The organism is Asticcacaulis sp. (assembly GCF_051956075.1).
Classification (GTDB): Bacteria; Pseudomonadota; Alphaproteobacteria; order Caulobacterales; family Caulobacteraceae; genus Asticcacaulis.
In genome coordinates, this window is sequence record NZ_JBQCGA010000060.1 from 40,905 (window position 1) to 59,270 (window position 18,366).

The 18,366-nt window shown below is 63.3% G+C and carries 18 protein-coding genes; 11 read left to right on the top strand and 7 right to left on the bottom strand.

The genetic code is table 11. The features are described from left to right. Window positions 1-76 precede the first annotated feature (76 nt). From ACTHLA_RS15530 to ACTHLA_RS15540, 3 genes are all read left to right on the top strand, one after another. Window positions 77-961, top strand: a complete 885-nt coding sequence (locus tag ACTHLA_RS15530; protein WP_440191392.1) for an Hsp33 family molecular chaperone — start codon at window positions 77-79, stop codon at window positions 959-961. Further along, window positions 961-1,530 carry a nucleoside deaminase gene (locus ACTHLA_RS15535; protein WP_440191395.1) on the top strand — a complete coding sequence of 190 codons (570 nt, stop codon included), beginning with the start codon at window positions 961-963 and terminating at the stop codon, window positions 1,528-1,530. Before ACTHLA_RS15530 ends, ACTHLA_RS15535 begins: the two co-directional genes overlap by 1 nt. A gap of 97 nt (window positions 1,531-1,627) precedes the next feature. Next, window positions 1,628-2,611 (top strand): aspartyl protease family protein, encoded by a 984-nt coding sequence (locus ACTHLA_RS15540; protein ID WP_440191398.1) that lies wholly within the window; start codon window positions 1,628-1,630, stop codon window positions 2,609-2,611. Window positions 2,612-2,613: 2 nt separating this feature from the next. Here the strand turns inward: ACTHLA_RS15540 and phoB are convergent, their stop codons facing one another. The 4 genes from phoB to ACTHLA_RS15560 all read right to left on the bottom strand — a co-directional run bounded on the left by phoB (window position 2,614) and on the right by ACTHLA_RS15560 (window position 7,083). Then, window positions 2,614-3,300 carry a phosphate regulon transcriptional regulator PhoB gene (gene phoB, locus ACTHLA_RS15545; RefSeq protein WP_440191401.1) on the bottom strand — a complete coding sequence of 229 codons (687 nt, stop codon included), beginning with the start codon at window positions 3,298-3,300 and terminating at the stop codon, window positions 2,614-2,616. 24 nt (window positions 3,301-3,324) lie between these two features. Further along, entirely contained in the window at window positions 3,325-4,020 is a 696-nt protein-coding gene (gene phoU / locus ACTHLA_RS15550; protein ID WP_440192003.1) for a phosphate signaling complex protein PhoU, read from the bottom strand. A gap of 138 nt (window positions 4,021-4,158) precedes the next feature. After that, a complete protein-coding gene (locus ACTHLA_RS15555) occupies window positions 4,159-5,691 on the bottom strand; it encodes a sensor histidine kinase (RefSeq protein WP_440191404.1) in 1,533 nt (510 codons plus the stop codon). Between the two features lie 114 nt (window positions 5,692-5,805). After that, window positions 5,806-7,083 (bottom strand): glutamate-5-semialdehyde dehydrogenase, encoded by a 1,278-nt coding sequence (locus ACTHLA_RS15560; RefSeq protein ID WP_440191407.1) that lies wholly within the window; start codon window positions 7,081-7,083, stop codon window positions 5,806-5,808. A 187-nt stretch (window positions 7,084-7,270) separates the two neighbouring features. On the opposite strand from ACTHLA_RS15560, the gene ACTHLA_RS15565 reads away from it, so the two are divergent. Both ACTHLA_RS15565 and ACTHLA_RS15570 read left to right on the top strand, forming a co-directional pair. Then, a complete protein-coding gene (locus ACTHLA_RS15565; protein WP_440191410.1) occupies window positions 7,271-9,928 on the top strand; it encodes a M1 family aminopeptidase in 2,658 nt (885 codons plus the stop codon). Window positions 9,929-10,096: 168 nt separating this feature from the next. After that, window positions 10,097-11,320: a Yip1 family protein gene (locus ACTHLA_RS15570; RefSeq protein WP_440191412.1), complete on the top strand. Its 1,224-nt coding sequence runs from the start codon at window positions 10,097-10,099 to the stop codon at window positions 11,318-11,320. A 2-nt stretch (window positions 11,321-11,322) separates the two neighbouring features. On the opposite strand, the gene ACTHLA_RS15575 is transcribed toward ACTHLA_RS15570, so the two are convergent. Beyond that, window positions 11,323-11,949 carry a DUF4328 domain-containing protein gene (locus tag ACTHLA_RS15575; protein WP_440191415.1) on the bottom strand — a complete coding sequence of 209 codons (627 nt, stop codon included), beginning with the start codon at window positions 11,947-11,949 and terminating at the stop codon, window positions 11,323-11,325. A 154-nt stretch (window positions 11,950-12,103) separates the two neighbouring features. Here ACTHLA_RS15575 and ACTHLA_RS15580 point away from each other — a divergent pair, with 154 nt between their 5' ends. From ACTHLA_RS15580 to ACTHLA_RS15590, 3 genes are read left to right on the top strand one after another with little or no spacing between them, the layout of a single operon-like run. Continuing rightward, window positions 12,104-13,324 carry an acyltransferase family protein gene (locus ACTHLA_RS15580; RefSeq protein WP_440191418.1) on the top strand — a complete coding sequence of 407 codons (1,221 nt, stop codon included), beginning with the start codon at window positions 12,104-12,106 and terminating at the stop codon, window positions 13,322-13,324. Further along, complete coding sequence (locus tag ACTHLA_RS15585) at window positions 13,321-13,941, top strand: hypothetical protein (RefSeq protein ID WP_440191421.1); 621 nt, start codon at window positions 13,321-13,323, stop codon at window positions 13,939-13,941. The genes ACTHLA_RS15580 and ACTHLA_RS15585 overlap by 4 nt, the downstream gene beginning before the upstream one ends. A gap of 4 nt (window positions 13,942-13,945) precedes the next feature. After that, window positions 13,946-14,245: a winged helix-turn-helix domain-containing protein gene (locus ACTHLA_RS15590; protein ID WP_440191424.1), complete on the top strand. Its 300-nt coding sequence runs from the start codon at window positions 13,946-13,948 to the stop codon at window positions 14,243-14,245. On the opposite strand, the gene ACTHLA_RS15595 is transcribed toward ACTHLA_RS15590, so the two are convergent. Together ACTHLA_RS15595 and ACTHLA_RS15600 are read right to left on the bottom strand one after the other, a co-directional pair. Beyond that, window positions 14,206-15,129 (bottom strand): DUF817 domain-containing protein, encoded by a 924-nt coding sequence (locus tag ACTHLA_RS15595; RefSeq protein WP_440191427.1) that lies wholly within the window; start codon window positions 15,127-15,129, stop codon window positions 14,206-14,208. The genes ACTHLA_RS15590 and ACTHLA_RS15595 overlap by 40 nt on opposite strands. Beyond that, complete coding sequence (locus ACTHLA_RS15600) at window positions 15,126-15,533, bottom strand: hypothetical protein (protein WP_440191430.1); 408 nt, start codon at window positions 15,531-15,533, stop codon at window positions 15,126-15,128. The genes ACTHLA_RS15595 and ACTHLA_RS15600 overlap by 4 nt, the downstream gene beginning before the upstream one ends. Before the next feature lie 134 nt (window positions 15,534-15,667). Between ACTHLA_RS15600 and ACTHLA_RS15605 the strand changes: the two genes are divergently transcribed. The 3 genes from ACTHLA_RS15605 to kdsA are packed head-to-tail and all read left to right on the top strand — an operon-like array spanning window position 15,668 to window position 18,284. Next, the gene (locus tag ACTHLA_RS15605) at window positions 15,668-16,657 is read left to right on the top strand and encodes a KpsF/GutQ family sugar-phosphate isomerase (RefSeq protein WP_440191433.1); all 990 of its coding nucleotides are present in this window, start codon (window positions 15,668-15,670) and stop codon (window positions 16,655-16,657) included. Beyond that, window positions 16,654-17,436, top strand: coding sequence for a 3-deoxy-manno-octulosonate cytidylyltransferase (locus ACTHLA_RS15610; RefSeq protein ID WP_440191436.1), 783 nt, complete (start codon window positions 16,654-16,656; stop codon window positions 17,434-17,436). The genes ACTHLA_RS15605 and ACTHLA_RS15610 overlap by 4 nt, the downstream gene beginning before the upstream one ends. Then, on the top strand, window positions 17,436-18,284 hold the full coding sequence (gene kdsA / locus ACTHLA_RS15615) for a 3-deoxy-8-phosphooctulonate synthase (protein ID WP_440191439.1): 849 nt from the start codon (window positions 17,436-17,438) through the stop codon (window positions 18,282-18,284). The genes ACTHLA_RS15610 and kdsA overlap by 1 nt, the downstream gene beginning before the upstream one ends. Window positions 18,285-18,366 lie beyond the last annotated feature (82 nt).

Genomic DNA, 18,366 nt, shown 5'->3' on the forward strand with positions numbered 1-18,366 from the left:
GCCGCGGGCGAATTCTTTAAAACTTGGCGAAAGCCGTAAATTCTGTAACAAATTCCGTCGTCATCTGTGTGTCTATATGTCCGATTCCGCCCCTTTTTCTGAAGACTACTCCGCCCGCTTCGTGATCGAGGCTCACCCGGTTCATGGCCGTCTGGTGCGGCTGGGCGACACGCTGGATCAGATCCTCAATGCCCACGCCTATCCCGAGCCGATCGCCAATCTGCTTGGCGAGGCCTGCGTGCTGGCCGTGCTGGTCGGGGCGGCGTTGAAGTTCGAGGGGCGTCTGATCTTGCAGGCGCAGGGCGACGGGCCGGTGCGCTATGTCGTGGCCGATTACGACACGCGCGGCGGCGTGCGCGGTTTCTGCCGCTTCGACGAGGGCGAGCTGAACGCGCTGATCCTGGCCAATGAGGGCGGCTTCAAGAGCCTCGGCGCGCGCGCCCTGCTGGGTAAGGGGACGTTTATCATGACCATCGACCCGGAAGGCCAGATGGAGCGTTATCAGGGCGTGACCCCGATCGAGGGCGAGTCCTTGAGCCTGTGCGCCGAACACTATTTCGCCCAGTCCGAACAGGTGCCAACCCAGGTCAAACTGGCGGTCACGCAAGACGAAGGGCGCTGGCGCGCGGCGGGTATGATGATTCAGGCCATAGCCAGCGACGAGGCGCGCGGCGACACGCGCGAATCCTTCCAGCACATCCGCGCCCTGTTCGAGACGCTGGGCGAGGAGGAGCTGACCGATTTCGAGCTGAGCGCCGAACGGCTACTGTACCGCCTGTTCCACGAGGACGGCGTGCGCCTGTCGCCCGCCAAGCCGGTGTTCAAGCTGTGCCGCTGCACTCAGGATCGCGTCGAGGAGCTGGTCTCCTCCTTTTCCGCTGAGGAGCAGAGCGATATGCGCGAGGCCGACGGCAAGGTGCATATCACCTGCGAATACTGCTCCAAGACCTTTCTGGCCTGATGACGACGCTCGGCTTCGCGCTGCCAGCCTGGTTTGATGCGTTGAACGCGGCGGATATCGTATTGCCGGAGGTCGGGGCGCGCGCCGCCTTCGCGGTCGATCTGGCGCGGCGCAATGTGGAGGCGGGCACTGGCGGGCCGTTCGGGGCGGCGGTGTTCGAGCGCGATACCGGGCGGATGCTCGCCGCGGGCGTCAATCTGGTCGCCACGGCGCGCTGTTCGGTCCTGCATGCCGAAATGGTGGCCCTGATGACGGCGCAGGCGCGGCTCAGACATTACGATCTCGGCGCCGGGCCGCACGCGCTGGAGCTGGTGACAAGCTGCGAGCCGTGCGCCATGTGCTATGGCGCCATTCCGTGGTCGGGCGTCAAACGGCTGATCTGCTGCGCCCGCGATGAAGACGCGCGCGCCGTCGGTTTTGACGAAGGCGATAAGCGCGACGACTGGCGGGCCTGTCTGGAGCGGCGCGGCGTCGCCGTGCTGTGCGACCTGCATCGCGATGACGCTGCGCAGGTGCTGCGCGATTACCAGACCGGCGGCGGCGCCATCTATAATGGCGGTTGCGGCTGACCGGGCGCGCTCCCGGACTTGAAGACGGCCGGCAAACCGCATAGCCTTTCCCCACATAACAAGATTATTCATAACAAGAATATTTGGGGAGAGGCTGATGAGAGACAAGGACGCGCGCCTGACGCGGCGCGTTTTTGCGGGCGCGGGTCTTGGCCTGCTGGGCTGGCCGTTGGTCGGACCGGCTCTGGCCCAGACAGAAGCCCAAAACAATAGCGACGCCGCTTCGCTGGCGGCAAGGGTGGACGCGGCCAGCCATCTGAAGGTGGCGGCGCATATCAATGGCGAAGGCCCGTTTTCTTTTGTCGTCGATACCGGCGCCGAACGCTCGGTGATCGCCGATAATGTCGCCGCCGCCCTGGGCCTGCCTGCGGGACCGAACGTGACGGTGGACGGCATATCCAGCCGGATCATTGCGCCCAGCGTTCACGTCGAACGGCTCGAATTCGGGCCGTTTTCGCGCAAACGGCTGAATTTGCCGGTGCTGTCGCGCGCCAATCTGCTGGCGGATGGTTATCTGGGGCTGGACGCGATCGACGGAACGCAGGTGACCTTCGATTTCGCGCGCAGGATAGTGCGCATCGACGACAGCAGCCAGTACGCCGTCATGCGCGGCGACTCCAGCGCCAGGGTGCGGGCGGATGGGCGGCGCGGCCATTTGCGCATTGGCGATAGCCGCGTCGATGGCGTGGCCGCGACCGCCTTTATCGATACCGGCGCCGAGGTTTCGGTGGGCAATCCGGCGCTTTATGCGGCGTTGAAGGCGCGCAACCCGGCGCTTGTCGAACTTGGCGCCCTCATGTTGAGCGGGGTGACCGGCGGTCAGTTGCCAGGCGTCGTCATCCCGGTTCAACGCATCCATTTACAGGACATTCTGTTCAGCGACTGTACGCTGGTGATCGCCGATCCGCCGGACTTTGCGACGTGGAAGCTCGACAACCATCCGGCCTTGCTGATCGGGCTGGATTATCTGCGCCAGTTCGCGTCTGTGACGATTGACTATCGCCATCAGGAAATGCGCTTCAACCTCGCCGACATCACGCCGCGCCCGACCCCGACGGTCCGCATCGAACAGATGGGCTGAGATCAGCCCATGTCGAGCGCGTAGCCCGCCGAGCGCACGGTGCGGATCGGATCGACGTCGTTCTTGTCGTTGAGCGCCTTGCGAAGGCGACCGATATGCACATCGACGGTGCGCGCCTCGACATAGACGTCATTGCCCCAGACCGCATCGAGCAGTTGTTCGCGCGAGAAGACGCGCTTGGGGTACTGCATCAGATAGTCGAGCAGCTTGTATTCGGTCGGCCCCAGATGGATGTCGCGTCCGCCGCGCTGCACGCGGTGCGACATGCGATCGACGACGATCTCACCGAATTCGACGCGATCCTCGGACAGGCCGGGGCGGATGCGGCGCAGCACGGCACGGATGCGCGCCATCAGCTCGGTCATCGAGAACGGCTTGACCACATAGTCGTCGGCGCCGGTGTCGAGGCCGCGGATGCGGTCGCTTTCTTCCGAGCGCGCGGTCAGCATGACGATCGGCAGGTTGCGCGAGGCCGGAACCTGACGCAGACGGCGGCACACCTCTATGCCCGACACCTTGGGCATCATCCAGTCGCAGACCAGAAGGTCCGGCTGGCGCTCCTTGACCATGACCAGGGCCTCGTCGCCATCGGTGGCGACCCCGACCTCATAGCCTTCCTTTTCGAGATTATAGCTCAGCAGCGTCGCCAGGGCGTCTTCGTCTTCGGCGATGATGATATAGGGCTTCATGAAAATTCCGGCAGGTTACGGGGGTCAGGTCGGGCTGAGCGTATCGCCTTTCGGGCGGTCTTCGACATAGTCTTCGCCCGTCAGCTCGTAATGGATATGTTCGGCCATATTGGTGGCGTGGTCGCCGATGCGCTCCAGATTCTTGGCCATGAACAGAAGGTGCGTGCAGGCCGAGATGGTGCGCGGATCGCCCATCATATAGGTCAGCAGTTCGCGGAACATGGCGTTGTAATGCTCATCGACCTCGGTGTCCGACGCCCAGACGGTCTGGGCGAGGTCCGCCTTGCCCGACTTGTAGGCGTCCAGCACGTCGCGCAGGCGTGAAGACACCAGCTTGCCCATGCGCTCGATCGAGCGGGTCAGCGGCGTCATCGGCTCGGCTTCGGAGATGACGACGGCGCGCTTGGCGATGTTCTTGGCCAGATCGCCGATTCGCTCCAGCGAGGTGGAGATCTTCATGGCGGCGACCGTCTTGCGCAGATCGTCGGCCATCGGCTGACGCAGGGCGATCAGACGGATGCACTTGCGTTCGATGTCCTTTTCCAGCTCGTCGAGGCGGTGGTCGCGGCCGACCACGCTCTGCGCCAGGCCGACATCGCGGCGCGCGACGGCTTCGACGGCGTCGGCGACCTGCGCCTCAGCCAGACCGCCCATCAGCACGACCTCGGCTGAAAGCTGGTCCAGTTCTTCGCCATAGGTTTTGACGATATGCGGGTTCATGTTCAGAGCCACGGTTGCATCCTTGCAGATTGAGGTCGGCGTTACAGCTATAATGGGGCCAGCGCGCCGCTAAATCCAAGCCCCCATTACGGATTTTCTGTGACAGTTTTATTATGACGACGCGAAAAGTGTGACAGTTCAACCGGCGTTGCGCGTGTCTGGACGGCTATCGGGCTGCGCAGGCGATTCGATCAGGCGCGGTCCGGCGTCGGCGACGCCGTAAAAGCCCTTTTGCGGCAGCCAGACCGAAAAGGCGGTGAAGGTGGCGGGCGGCGCCGCGGACGGCAGGTTGGTGATGTTGGTGCGCTCCAGATGGGCGAGGTCTTCGTCCGAATAGCCCTGCGCGCCGATGCTTTCGACCACCAGCCCGCCGCGATGGCGGTTGACGATGTGCTTGACGATGGCGAGGCCCAGCCCGGTGCCGAGACGGTCGCCGGATTTCTGGCCCTCGACGCGGTAGAAGCGCTCGGCCAGACGCGGCAGGTGTTCGCGCCGGATGCCGGGGCCTTCGTCGCGCACGGTGACGCGCGCGTACCAGTCGTGCAGATTGCGGTCGGGGCGCAGCAGCACCAGGCGCGACGCCTGCGGATCGGCGACGGCGGCGGCGTCCTGAAGGCGCAGGTCGAAACGCAGCTCGATACTGACCATGCTGCCCTTGGGCGCATATTTCAGCGCGTTGTCGATCAGGTTCTGCACCACCTGCACGATCTGGTCGCGGTCGCCGATCACGGGATAGAGCAGGGTGCGGCCCTGTGGCGCGTCCAGCCTGAGTTTGACGCCCTTCTGCTGCGCCAGCACGTTCAGACTGTCCACCACATCGCTGACCGCCTGCCCCAGATCGGCCTCGCCCGACGGCGGGACGTGTTCGCTCATCTCGATGCGCGACAGGGATAGAAGGTCGTTGATCAGCCGCCCCATGCGCTCGGCCTGCGCGCCCATAATGCCGAGGAACCTGTCGCGCGCGCCCTCGTCTTCGCGCGCCGGACCGCGCAGGGTTTCGATAAAGCCGGAAATCGAGGCCAGCGGCGTGCGCAGCTCATGCGAGGCATTGGCCAGGAAGTCGGCGCGCATCTTCTCCATGCGGCGGATGTCGGTTTCGTCGCGGATGACCAGCAAGGCCAAGCGCTGCATCGTCCCTTCGACCGGCAGGGGGGCGGCGAAGGCGCGCCAGAACTGGTCGCGCGCGCCGCCGGTGGTTTCGAAATCGACTGAGCGCGTCACCTGACCGAACAGGGCCTCATCGACGCATTCCAGCACTTCGGGATTACGGATGGCGCTGACCAGACTGCCGCCTTCACCGCGCATGTGAAAGGTCGCCTGCGCCGCCGTATTGGCGAACACCACCCAGCGCGCGGCGATGTCGTCGGGCTCATAGCCCGCGACGATCATCACCGGTTCGGGAATGGCGCGCAGCACCTCCTGAAAGCTCGGCCCCTGCGGCTGCACCTTGACCTGCTTTTCGGGGGCTTTCAGCGCGGCGATGCGGTCCTCGGCGTCGGACAGCTTCACCACGGTGCGGAACAAGGTATAGACGATGGTCAGCAGCGCCACGAAGACTTCCAGCGGGCGCAGATCCGGCACAAACGCCATGCCGACCAGCGCCGCCACGCCAATCAGCGTGCCGAGCGGAATCATGTCCCAGAAAGAGAGCCGCTTATCCATCATGGGCATAATAACACACGCCGAACTTTAAACCTTCAAGAACGGCGTGATTACCGCGCTTCGGCGAAGATTGTGTGACGCGGTTGTAAAGGCGGGATTAACAAGTCTGCGGACCACCCGACGTTACGGTCGCGTCTGGCCGTCGCCTCGGACCACGTATTTGAAGGTGGTGAGCTGTTCGGCGCCCACGGGGCCGCGCGCGTGCAGGCGGTCGGTCGAGATGCCGATCTCGGCGCCGAGGCCGAACTCGCCGCCGTCGGCGTACTGGGTCGAGGCGTTCCAGATCACGATGGCGGAATCGACCGCGTTGAGGAAGGTTTCGGCGGCCATCGCGTCTTCGGTGATGATCGCTTCGGTATGGCCGGAGCCATAGGTGCGGATATGCTGGATCGCCTTGGCCTCGTCCGCAACCACCTTCACCGACAGGATCGGCAGCAGATATTCGGTGCGCCAGTCGTCCTCGGTCGCGGGCGTCATCGACGGCACGAGCGCGCGCGCCTTCTCGTCGCCGCGCAGTTCGCAGCCCTTGGCGATGAGGGCGGCGGCGATGTCGGGCAGGAGCTGCGCCGCTGCGGCCTCGTCAATCAGCAGGGTTTCGGTCGCGCCGCAGACCGAGACGCGGCGCATCTTGGCGTTGGTCACGATCTCGACCGCCTTTTTCGGATCGGCGGCGGAATGGACATAGGTGTGGTTGAGGCCTTCGAGATGCGCCAGCACCGGGGCGCGCGCCTCCTTCTGCACGCGCTCGACCAGCGAGCGCCCGCCGCGTGGAATGATCAGATTGATCGTGCCGTTCAGTCCGCCAAGGATCAGTCCCACCGCATCGCGATCCGAGGTCGGCACCAGCTGCACGCAATAGTCCGGCAGCCCCGCCGCGTGGAAACCGTCCTGAAACGCTGTATAGATGGCCAGCGCCGAATTGAGCGCCTCAGACCCCGTGCGCAGGATCGCCGCGTTGCTGGAGCGGATGCACAGGGCCGCCGCGTCCGCCGTCACATTGGGGCGGCTTTCATAGATGATGGCGATCACGCCGATCGGCGTGGCCACGCGCGCGATGTCGAGCCCGTTGGGCCGCGTCCAGCGCGCCAGTTCGCGTCCGATCGGATCGGGCAGATTTGCGACTTCCTCCAGACCTTTCGCCATCGCCTCGACGCGCGCCGGATTGAGGATCAGGCGCTCGATCATCGCCTCGGTCAGGCCCTTGTCGCGCGCAAACGACTGGTCTTTTTCATTGGCGGCCAGAATGTCAGCCTCACGCGCCCGGATGGCTTTGGCGGCTTCCAGTATGGCCTTGGTGCGCGTCTCCGGCGTCACCAGCCGCAAGGCCTCGGCGCCGAGTCTGGCCTTTTCGGCCATACCGGTCATCAGGTGCTCAAGCGATTGGCGGCTGTGATCGTCCATTGGAAACATCCTCGTCGTACTTAGGCTCGTCGTACTTAGGGCCTATATAGCGCGAACCTCCGAAATTACGACCGTTTCATGCGATACCTTTGCGGGGACTGGCATCGGATTACGAAAAGTTAATCCCCGTCCTGAGCGGCGTCATGCTAGCCCTTGATGATTGTTGCAATTGTATCGGACGACCCTCATGCGATCCCTGCGCAAGGCCCTGCTGGCCGCCTGCCTGTTTCTGACGCCCGCCGCCGCCATCGCGGCCCTGCCCGCCACAAGCTTCGCCGCGCCGGTCGCGCCTGCGCCGCAGGGCCTGCTGCCGGACGTGGCGACGCCTCTGGCCTACCGGCTTGACCTGACCATACTGCCCGATCAGGAACGGTTTTCCGGCCATACCGAGATCGATATCGACCTCAAGGACGCGGCGAGCTACCTTTATATGCACGGTCGCGACCTCAAGATCAGCCATGCGGTCGCGAAGGTCGGGGGCAGGACAATCGCCGCGACCTTCACCCAGGTCGATCCGCTCGGCGTGGCGCGACTGGATTTCCAATCGAAGCTGCCCAAGGGCAAGGCGACTTTGATCTTCGACTATGACGCGCCGTTCCAGAACGGTCCGGCCGGGCTCTACCATATCAAGGTCGGCGACGACTGGTACGCCTGGACGCAGTTCGAATCCATCGACGCGCGCGACGCCTATCCCTCCTTCGACCAGCCGGGCTACAAGACGCCGTTCACCGTGTCGCTGACCACAAAGCCCGGCTATGTCGCCGCCTCCAATGCGCCGGAGACCGGTCAGGTCCAGGTCGGCGATCTGGTCAAACATACGTTCGAACAGACCAAGCCGCTGCCGACCTATCTGGTCGCCTTCGTCGTCGGGCCGTTCGTGACCAAGACCGGCGTGGTGCCGCCCTCGCCGGAGCGGTCCTATCCGTTGCCGCTGCGGGTGATCGCCACCAAGCCGAACGCCGACAAGCTCGACTATGTGATCAATGAGACCCCGTCGATCGTGCAGCATCTCGAAGCCTATTTCGGCATGCCCTTCCCGTTCCCCAAGCTGGATCAGATCGCTTCGCCGGTCATGCCGGGCGCGATGGAGAACGCTGGCGCGGACGTCTATGGCGACGACATCATCCTGCTCGACAAGGGCGCGCCGACCACGCAGAAGCAGGTCTTCGGCATGGTGGTGGCGCACGAACTGTCGCACCAGTGGTTCGGCGACTATGTGACGCCCGCCTGGTGGAGCGACATCTGGCTGAACGAAAGCTTCGCCAACTGGATGGGCTATCGCATCGGCAATGAGTGGCGGCCTGAGCTGAATATCGGCGTCGGCGCCATCGACGAAGCCTTTGGCGTCATGGACACCGACGCGCTCAAGGTCGGGCGTCCGATCCACCAGCCGATCACCTCCAACAGCCAGATCGACGCGGCCTTTGACGGCGTCACCTATGGCAAGGGCGGCCAGGTCGTGGCCATGATCGCCGCCTATCTCGGCGATGAAAAGTTCAAAGAGGGCGTGCGCCTGCATATGTCGCGTCACCCTTACGGCAACGCCGATTCCGAACAGTTCTTCGGCGCTCTGGCCGATGCGGCCAAGGATCCGCGCGTGCTGACCGCGATGAAGAGCTTTGTCGATCAGCAGGGCTTCCCCACCGTCGCCATCTCGCATGACGGCGACAAGCTGGTGGCGACGCAGGCGCGCTATGCGCGACTCGGCACGCAACTCGATCCGCAGATGTGGACCATTCCCCTGTGCGTGCGTCATGGCGTGTCGCGCACCTGTACGCTGGTCGATCAGGCCAGCCAGACCATTGACGCGCCAGGCGACGGCGTGATCATGCCCAATGCGGGCGGCACTGGATATTACCGCTTCACGCTCGATCCTAAGGACTGGGACGCCCTGATCGCCAGCGGGGCCAGCCTGTCGGCGGGCGAGGGATTGGCCGCCGACGACAGCCTGTGGGGGCAGTTCTACGCCGGTAAGGGCGACGCCGCGCAACTGATCGAAGCCGCGCGCGTCTTCGTGAACAATAAGGACTCCAATGTCGCGGTCGATGGCGGCGACAAGTTGTCCGATCTGCGCCATCGCGGCGTCATCGGCGACGACGCCAAGGCCGATTATCAGCGCGTGATGGAGGAAATCTATCAGCCGCGTCTGGCGGCGATGGGCTTTGATCCGAAGGCGGGCCTTTACCTGTCGGAAGATCCCGACCGGCAGAAGCTGCGTCAGGAACTGGTCACCCTGGTCGCTACAGAAGCCAAGGACAGCGCCCTGCTGCATCAGCTCGATGTCGCCGCCACCGCTTATCTGGCCGGGAATAAGGACGCGCTGGATCAGGCCTTCGTGAACCGCGCCCTGGCTGTGCATGTCCAGACGCATGGCCTCGCAGCGGCCAAGGATATGTATGAACGTATGTTAAACGCCGATACGGAAGACTTCCGCAGCGCGGCGCGCGGCGCGGTGACGGCGGGCGCGACGCCGGAGACGGCTGACTGGCTGCTCGGCGCGCTCGACGACAAGCGTCTGCGGTCTTCGGAAAAGCTGGCCCTGATCGGCGGCCTGATGCGCAGCCCGCAAACGCGCGACATGACTTTCGACTGGGTCAAGGCGCATTTCGACGACCTGACCGCCGGGGCGGGCATCTTCACCGCCGGTCGCGTGGCGGCTTTGCCCTCGGGCTATTGTTCGGCGGAGCGCGCCGACGAGATCGACCGGGTCATGCGCGCCAAGGTCGAGGCCGCCGGGCGTGGCACGCTGTCCTTCGACCGCATGCTGGAGGACATCCGCGATTGCGGCGCGCTCAAATCCGCCGAAAGCGCGAATCTGGCCGCGGCGCTGAAGTCGGCCAAATAAAAGCGGACCCGTAACGGGCCGGTCTCGCAAATGTGAGTGGAAGGGCGTCCGGGCGCATTGACCGGACGCCTTTTTTTCGCCAATTTTCGCCATCTGCGCGGTCTGCGATGACTGACGCCTGTACCGGTATGCGTATTACATCCGCTTTATCTTTTCCGGGGAACCTCCATGTCCGACACTGAACCCACGCCGCCTTCGGTTTCGCGCGGTCCATCGGCGGGCCTGCCGCCGGGCCTGATCGAGCGCGCCGTCAACATCATCCTGCGTCCCGCCCCGACCTGGGAGACGATCGCGAGCGAAAGCGCCAGCGTCAAATCCATCTATATGGGTTATGTGCTGTTTCTGGCCGCCATCGGCCCTGTCTGCGCCGCCATTGGCTCGATGGTGTTCGGGCGCGGCATACCGGGTCTGATGGTGCTGCACACGCCGCCGCTGGCGGCGGTGGCCGGGGCGATTGTCGGGTACGCGCTCAATCTGGGCATGGTCTATGTGCTGGCCCTGATCATCGACGCCCTGGCGCCCAGTTTCGGCGGGCGCAAGGACATGCTGTCGGCCTTCAAGGTCGCGGCCTATTCCTCGACCGCCGCCTGGGTTGCGGGCGTGTTCGGCCTGATACCTGCGCTGGCGATTTTGGGTCTGCTCGGTTTTTACAGCTTCTATCTCCTGTATCTGGGCCTGCCCAAGCTGATGCAGGCGCCCGCCGACAAGGGGCTGGGCTATACGGTGGTGGTCATCATCGTGTCGATCGTGCTGTGGATCATCGTCGCCGCCGTCGGCGGGGCGATTGGCGGCGCGGCGATGATGGGCATGGGCGGTGCGGCGCTGACCCAGCCGGTGGCCGACGGCACGGTGACCACGCCGGTCGGCGGCGTCGATCTCGGCAAGCTGCAAAAGGCCGCCGATCAGATGTCGAAACAGGCCGAGGCGATGAAGAACGGGACGGCGGCCCCGGTCAAGGTCGTCGACGCCACCGCCATGGCGGCGCTGATGCCCGCCAGCTATATGGGCGCGGCGGCGATCGACCCTTCGACCTCGTCCGGCGGCGCGGGCGGCGTCAATGTCGCCACGGCGGAGACCACCTATCCGGTCAATGGCGGGACGATCCGCCTCAAGATCAGCGATTCCGGCGGGCTTGGCGGGCTGGGCGGCATGATGGCGGCGGCCAATATGAATGTCAGCAACAGCAGCGCGGGCGGCTATGACAAGCTGACGACGCAGAATGGCGAAATGGTCAGCGAGAAATACGATTCCAACGCCCATCACGGCGAATATGCGGTGATCGCCGATGGCCGCTACAGCATCTCCGCCGAGGGCGACAATGTCGATATGGACAAACTCAAAACCCTGGTCGCCAGCGTCGATATGAACCGCCTCAAGGCGCTGGGGGGCTGAGGTCAGAACACCTCTTCAAGGCTGGGTGACAGCCGGGCCTGTCGTTGCCAACGCCCTATACGGGTATAGATCATCAAGGCCAGAAACTGGTGAAGCGCCAGATTGAGCAGGAGGATGGCTGAGACGGCTTGCGGAATATTGTCGTGGGACAGACGAGCGACCGTTACGCCCGCGCCTAAGAGCATCCCCGCTATAATGAGGGTCCACCATAGACCAACCAGGACGGGTATGTTCATGCGCCAGTTTTCTGGATTGCGATTGGCGTTATATAACTCTGCGACGACACGCAACGGCTGAACAAGGCTTGCGAAGGGAATGAACCACCAACCGACCGCCCAGCCCGGCGAAAATTCCATCGCCTTAGGCGTAAGCGTATGGGTGTTCTTATTGATCCGGTACAGCCAGATCATCATAACGATGAGAACCGGCAAGCTAATAAATGTGCAGACCTGTTGAGACGCCTTGAAGCTTTCAAACAGGATGGGCGGGAGCAGTAATTTGTGTCCCGCCGTCACGCTTATAAGAACCACGCTTCCAACAAAAGCGGCTGCGGCGGTCTGAACGATCAGTAAAATCTGTAACAGCCGCATAAATATGCGTGGCTCGCTGTAAGCCGTATTTTCCGACATAAAATCCCCTCCCAATTCGTCAATTTCATAATTCGCGGTTCGCGTAGAAAAGCAAGGCGGCGCCTCCGGTTTCGTTAAACCAGTTTACAAAACAAACTTGTTGATATATAGCTTTCCCCATTCGGCGTAACGCCGCCATTTTCGGGAGAGCCTTATGGACGCCCAAACCCTTCAACGCTCGCCAGATCGCTGGCCAGATCGCTGGCATGATCTTGACGCCGTGCGCGCCTTCGCCCTGATCTTAGGGATCGCCTTTCACGGCGCGATGTCCTTTATGACGCCGCGCATCTGGATCATCGACGATCCCCAGCATTCGGCGGGACTGAACATCGTCTTCTACGTCCTGCACATGTTCCGCATGACGACCTTTTTCGTGCTGGCGGGCTTTTTTGCGCGCCTGCTGATGCAGAAGCGCGGCGCGTTTGGTTTTGCGCGCAACCGCCTGATGCGCATCGCCCTGCCGCTGGTCGTCTTCTGGGTTCCGGTCTTCAGCGCCATCATCGCGGCGCTGATCATCGCCAATCCGCTGCCGCCGGGGGCGACTCCGCCGCCGACGCCGCCCCTTACCGCGGCGACCTTCCCGCTGACGCACTTGTGGTTCCTCTATGTGCTGCTGATCTTCTACGCCGCCGCCCTGTTGCTGAAGGGCGCGGGCGAACTGACGCGGCTGGGCGGACCTTTGGGCAGGTTGCTGGACGGCGCGACCCGTCTTCTGACGCGGCTCGACCTGATCAGCGGCGTGCTGATCCTGCCCGCCGCCGCCGCGCTCTATCTGGCGCCGTCGTGGTCGATGTGGTTCGGCGTGCCGACGCCGGATACCGGCCTTGTGCCCAACCTGCCGGCCCTGGTCGCCTATGGGACAGCCTTCGCCTTCGGCTGGCAGTTGCACCGCGCGCCGGAATTGATCGACCGTATCGCGCGCCGCTGGTGGGTCTATGGTCTGAGCGCGATCCTGGGGACGGTTCTGTGTCTGAATATGGTCGGCATGACGCCGGTGCTGACGCCGACCACGGGCCATGAGCATCCGCTCTACCTCCTGTGCTACCTGCTGACCGGCTGGTCGTGGAGCTTTGCGCTGATTGGCGCGGCGCGGACCTTCCTGCATGCGGAAAACCCGGCCATACGTTATCTGTCCGATGCGTCCTACTGGATCTACATCGTGCATCTGCCGCTGATCCTGGCCATGCAGCTCATGGTCCGCAGCCTCGAATGGCCCGCCGAAGCCAAGTATGCGCTGGTCGTTTTCGCCACCTTCGGCGTGTCGCTGTTGAGCTATGCGCTGCTGGTGCGCTACAGTTTCATCGGCGCGATTCTCAACGGTCGCAAGCGCCGCGCCCGTCGCACGGACGGCCAGCCGCAGGAGGACTTCGCATGAATGACGACGCCGCCCCCAACCTGACTTCCGGCGATCTCAGCTTTCTGAAATCGCTGGTCTCCGAAGGCCCCAGGGCGCAGGCCACAGCAGGGCAGGTCTTCATGATCGCCGGTCTGCTTTATGGCGTGCAATGCCTGCTCAACTGGCTGGGCGTCGCCTTTAAGCTCGACTGGTCGCCGCCGGTATGGCTGCTGGTTGGCTTCGGTCCGACCGCCCTGTTCCTGCTGGCTTTGGCGGTGATCATCTGGCGTGACCGCCGCAACCGGGTGGAGGGGGTGGCGGCGCGCGCGCTCAACGCCACCTACACTTCGGCGGGGCTGGCCAATCTGTTTGTCGTCGCCATCTTCGGCTACAACGCCATACAGGAAAAGAGCATGACCCTGTGGCTGCTCTATCCCGCGGTGATCTGCGTGTTTCAGGGCGCGGTCTGGTACGTGGCCTGGGTGATCCGGCGCAAGCTGTGGCTGGCTGTCATTTCGGCGGGATGGTTCCTGACCTCGCTGGCGCTCGGCGCGCTGATCCATAATGCGCCCGACTATCTGCTGGTGCTGAGCGTGGCGCTGATCGTCCTGATGGGCGGGGGCGGCTGGTACATGCAGCGGACGGCGCAGAAGTAGGGCCATGTCCGCTTTCGACGTCAATAAGCTCGATGACGCCATTCACGGACGTCTGCGCCTCGGCATCATGGCCTATCTGGCCGATGCGGAAGGCGCAGATTTCAATGAGCTGAAGGCGGTGCTGGAGGCGACGCAGGGCAATCTCAGCGTCCACCTGCGCAAGCTGGAGGAGGCGGGCTATGTCGAGATCGTCAAGAGCTTCAAGGACCGCAAACCCCTGACCCGCGCCCAAATTACGCCCGCGGGCCGCAAGGCCTTCGCCGCCTATCTGGAAGCGCTGTCGAAACTGGTGGAGCGGCGGTAAAGACCGCGCCACCATGCGCGATACCCGCCCGCGCGTTCGGCCTCGGTGTTCGGCGGTTGCGGTTTGACCACCAGCGTCACCGTCACGAAGGCCAGCACCAGAAGCAGCGCCCAGGCGCCCATCTTCTGCCAGGTGACGATGTGCCATTCGCGGCCCGGATAGCGCCATGTGTGGGTATAGGTGCCGATATTCTCGGCGATCCATAAAAAGAAGGCGCTGAGACAATTGGCCAGCAGGAAGGGCATGGCGCGCGTCTTTTTATCGACGCGGAAGAAGATGAAGCTTCTGAACCACACGCAGGCGATGGCGATGAAGATCAGGCCGCGAAAATCCCAGATATAATGGTGGCTGAAAAAGTTGAGATAGATGGCGCCCGCGACCAGCCAGGTGATCCATATCTTCGGATAGTGCGAAAAGCGCATGTCGAAGACGCGGATGGCGCGCACGATGAACGAGCCGACGCTGCCATACATGAAGCCGGTGAACAGAGGCACGCCGCCGATATGGAACAGGGACGGCTCCGGATAGATCCACGAGCCCATATGGGTCTTGAACACCTCCATCGCGGTGCCTGTCAGGTGATAGAGGGCGATCACCTTCATCTCGTCCCACGTTTCCAGCCGCGTCCACAACATCAGCGCCTGAATGACCAGAGCCGCGAACAGCAGAAAATCGTAGCGGTAGATGAGCGGGTGCTGCGGCCACACAAAATGCGTGACGATCATCAGACAAAGCATGGCGGCGCCGAACAGGCACGCCCACGCCATCTTCAGCCCGAACAGCACGAACTCCGCCAAAGGCGCGGGCAGACGGCGCAAGGTGGTGCGAATCCACCGTCGGGCAGGTTGCAGGAAGGGCGCGAGGGGGTGGGCCTGAGGCGTCATGCCTTTTCAAAGGCTTCGACAGTTTGCGACACCTTCGACGCGCGTTTGCGGATCATCAGGAAGCGGCCTGAAAAAGAGCCGTAGCGTCCGTTTACGGTCCAGCGCCCTTCAATTTCATCTTGGGTGTCGGCTAAAGCGCCTTCATAAAAAACAGTGTGACTTTGCGTGCCGTGTCCGTTGTAAATCTTCAGAAAGCTGACGGAGGACGCCTCGCGCACGCCTGTAATGTCCGCGCGTTCTTCAGTAGGTGTGTCGCGATAATGATTCATCGTTTCGTGGACCGAGCCAGTGAGATGACCGCCATTGTCAAGCATTACACAAACATAGTGACTTTCCGGCAAGTGCGGGTGGTCAGGGTAGGTGTAAAGGCCGTGCCAGACGCCAGTAAGATTAACTTCGCCCATGGTGATCACCCCTTCGCGCCTCGATTAACACACTTGGCCCCGGTCGCGAAGGGGATGCCGCATTGTCCGCGCCGTGCAATCTTGCTATGACCGCGCGACCCGCCATATAGGGCGGAAATGGAAGATGATCGCGTATGACCAGGCTGGCGCCCGCTGACGATATCAATACCCGCACCAGTATATTGGCGACCGGCGCGCGCGTGATGCGCACCGAGGGCGAGGCCTTGTTGCTGTTCGCCGCCTCGCTGGACGAGCGTTTCGTGCAGGCGGTCGAGACGATGTACGCGGTCAAAGGCCGCATCATCATGTCCGGCATGGGCAAGTCGGGCCATATCGCCGCCAAGATCGCCGCGACCTTGGCCTCGACCGGCACACCCGCCCAGTTCGTGCATCCGGCGGAGGCCTCGCACGGCGACCTCGGCATGATTACGCGCGACGATGTCGTGGTCATGCTCAGCAATTCCGGCGAGACCTCGGAGCTGTCCGATATCATCGCCCATACGCGCCGGTTTGCGATTCCGCTGATAGGCGTGGCGTCGCGGCCCGATTCGACCCTGCTCAAGGCCGCCGATATCGCGCTGGTTCTGCCCGCCGCGCCCGAAGCCTGCGCCATCGGCATGGCGCCGACGACCTCGACCACCATGACTCTGGCGCTCGGCGACGCCCTGGCCGTGGCGATCATGGAGAAGCGCGGCTTCCAGCCCTCCGATTTCAAGACCTACCATCCGGGCGGCAAGCTGGGCGCGCAATTGCTCAGCGTCTCGGCCTTGATGCATACAGGCGACGCCCTGCCGCTGATCGCGGAAGACACGCCGATGGGCGAGGCCCTGCTGGTCATGACCGCCAAGAGCTTCGGCGTGGTCGGCATTGTCGATGCGCACGGCAAGCTCAGCGGCATCATCACCGACGGCGACCTGCGCCGCAATATGGACGGGCTGATGAGCCATACCGCCGCTCAGGTCATGCACAAGGGGCCGCTCAGCGTGCGTCCCGACGCTCTGGCCGCCGAGGCGCTGGGCGTGATGAATGACAAGAAGATCACCTGCCTGTTTGTGGTCGATGACGACAGGGCGCCGGTAGGGCTGATCCATATCCACGATTGTTTGCGGGCGGGCGTAGCATGAAGACCATTATTCTGATCCCGGCGCGCTATGCGTCGTCGCGCTATCCCGGCAAGCCGCTGGTCATGCTGACGGGCCGCGACGGCGTGGCCAAGTCGCTGATCCAGCGCTCCTGGGAGGCGGCCAAAGCCGTGCCGGATGCGCATAGCGTCTATGTCTGCACAGACGACGATCGTATCCGGGCCGCCGCGGAAAGCTTCGGCGCCAAGGTGATCATGACGGCGGAATCCTGCGCCAACGGCACCGAGCGCTGCGCCGACGCGATGAGCAAGCTGCCCGAAGGCGCCGATCTTTATGTCAATCTGCAGGGCGATGCGCCTCTGACCCCGTCCTGGTTCATCGAAGCGCTGATCCATGAGATGCGCGACGATGAGGATGTCGAAATGGCGACGCCGGTGCTGCGCTGTGACGCCCAGACCTACGCCAACTTCGTCGAGGACCGTCAGCATGGCCGCGTCGGCGGCACCACGGCGGCGTTCGACAAGCATATGAACGCGCTCTATTTCTCCAAGGAAGTCATCCCCTATACCGGCAAGACTTTTAGCGAAAACGACGTGATCCCGGTGTTTCACCATGTCGGCGTCTATGCCTATCGCGCCGAGGCGCTGCGCGCCTACGGAAGCTGGCCGGTCGGGCCGCTGGAGCAGCATGAGGGGCTGGAGCAATTGCGGTTTCTGGAAAACGGTATGCCGATCCGCTGTGTCGAGGTCGATGCGCGCGGCCGTGTGTTCTGGGAACTGAACAACCCGGTCGATGTGGCCAGAATTGAGAGTGTCCTTTAATGTCCATTGCGCCCCAACACGTCAAAACCCGCGTCATCGAGGTCGGCGATATTAAAATCGGCGGCGACGAGCCGTTCGCCCTGGTGGCCGGTCCGTGCCAGATCGAAAGCCTCGATCACGCCCTGATGATGGCGGAGAAGATCGCCGAAGCCTGCGCGCCGACGGGGACGAAATTCATCTATAAGTCGAGCTACGACAAGGCGAACCGCTCCTCGATCGGCACGGCGCGCGGCGTCGGCATGGAGGAGGGCCTCAGCATCCTTCAGGCGGTCAAGAATCGCTTCGGCTGTCCGGTGCTGACCGACGTGCATGAAGCTTCGCACTGCGAGGCGGTCAAGGATGTGGTCGATGTGATCCAGATCCCGGCCTTCCTGTGCCGCCAGACCGACCTGCTGCTGGCGGCGGGCAAGACCATGCGCGCCATCAATGTCAAGAAGGGCCAGTTTCTGGCGCCGTGGGACATGAAGAATGTCGCCGCCAAGATCGCCAGCACGGGCAATGAGCGCATCATTCTGTGTGATCGCGGCACCAGCTTTGGCTACAATACGCTGGTGACCGATTTCCGTGGGGTGCCGACCATGGCGCAGACCGGCTATCCGGTGATGTTCGACGCCACCCATTCCGTGCAGCAGCCGGGCGGGCAGGGGGCGACCTCGGGCGGCCAGCGCGAATTCGCGCCGGTGCTGGCGCGCGCCGCCTGCGCGGTCGGGGTGTCGGCTGTCTTCATCGAAACCCACGAAGACCCGGACAATGCGCCGTCCGACGGCCCGAACATGATCCCGATCGGCAAGATGAAAGAACTGATCGGCGTCTTGCGCGCGTTCGACGATCTGGCCAAGGGGCGCTGAGCCTGCGTAAAGCGTAGGGCGTAATCGTCCCTGATGGGAACGAAAATCTGCATATTTGTGATTTTCCGACGACCTTCTGCGA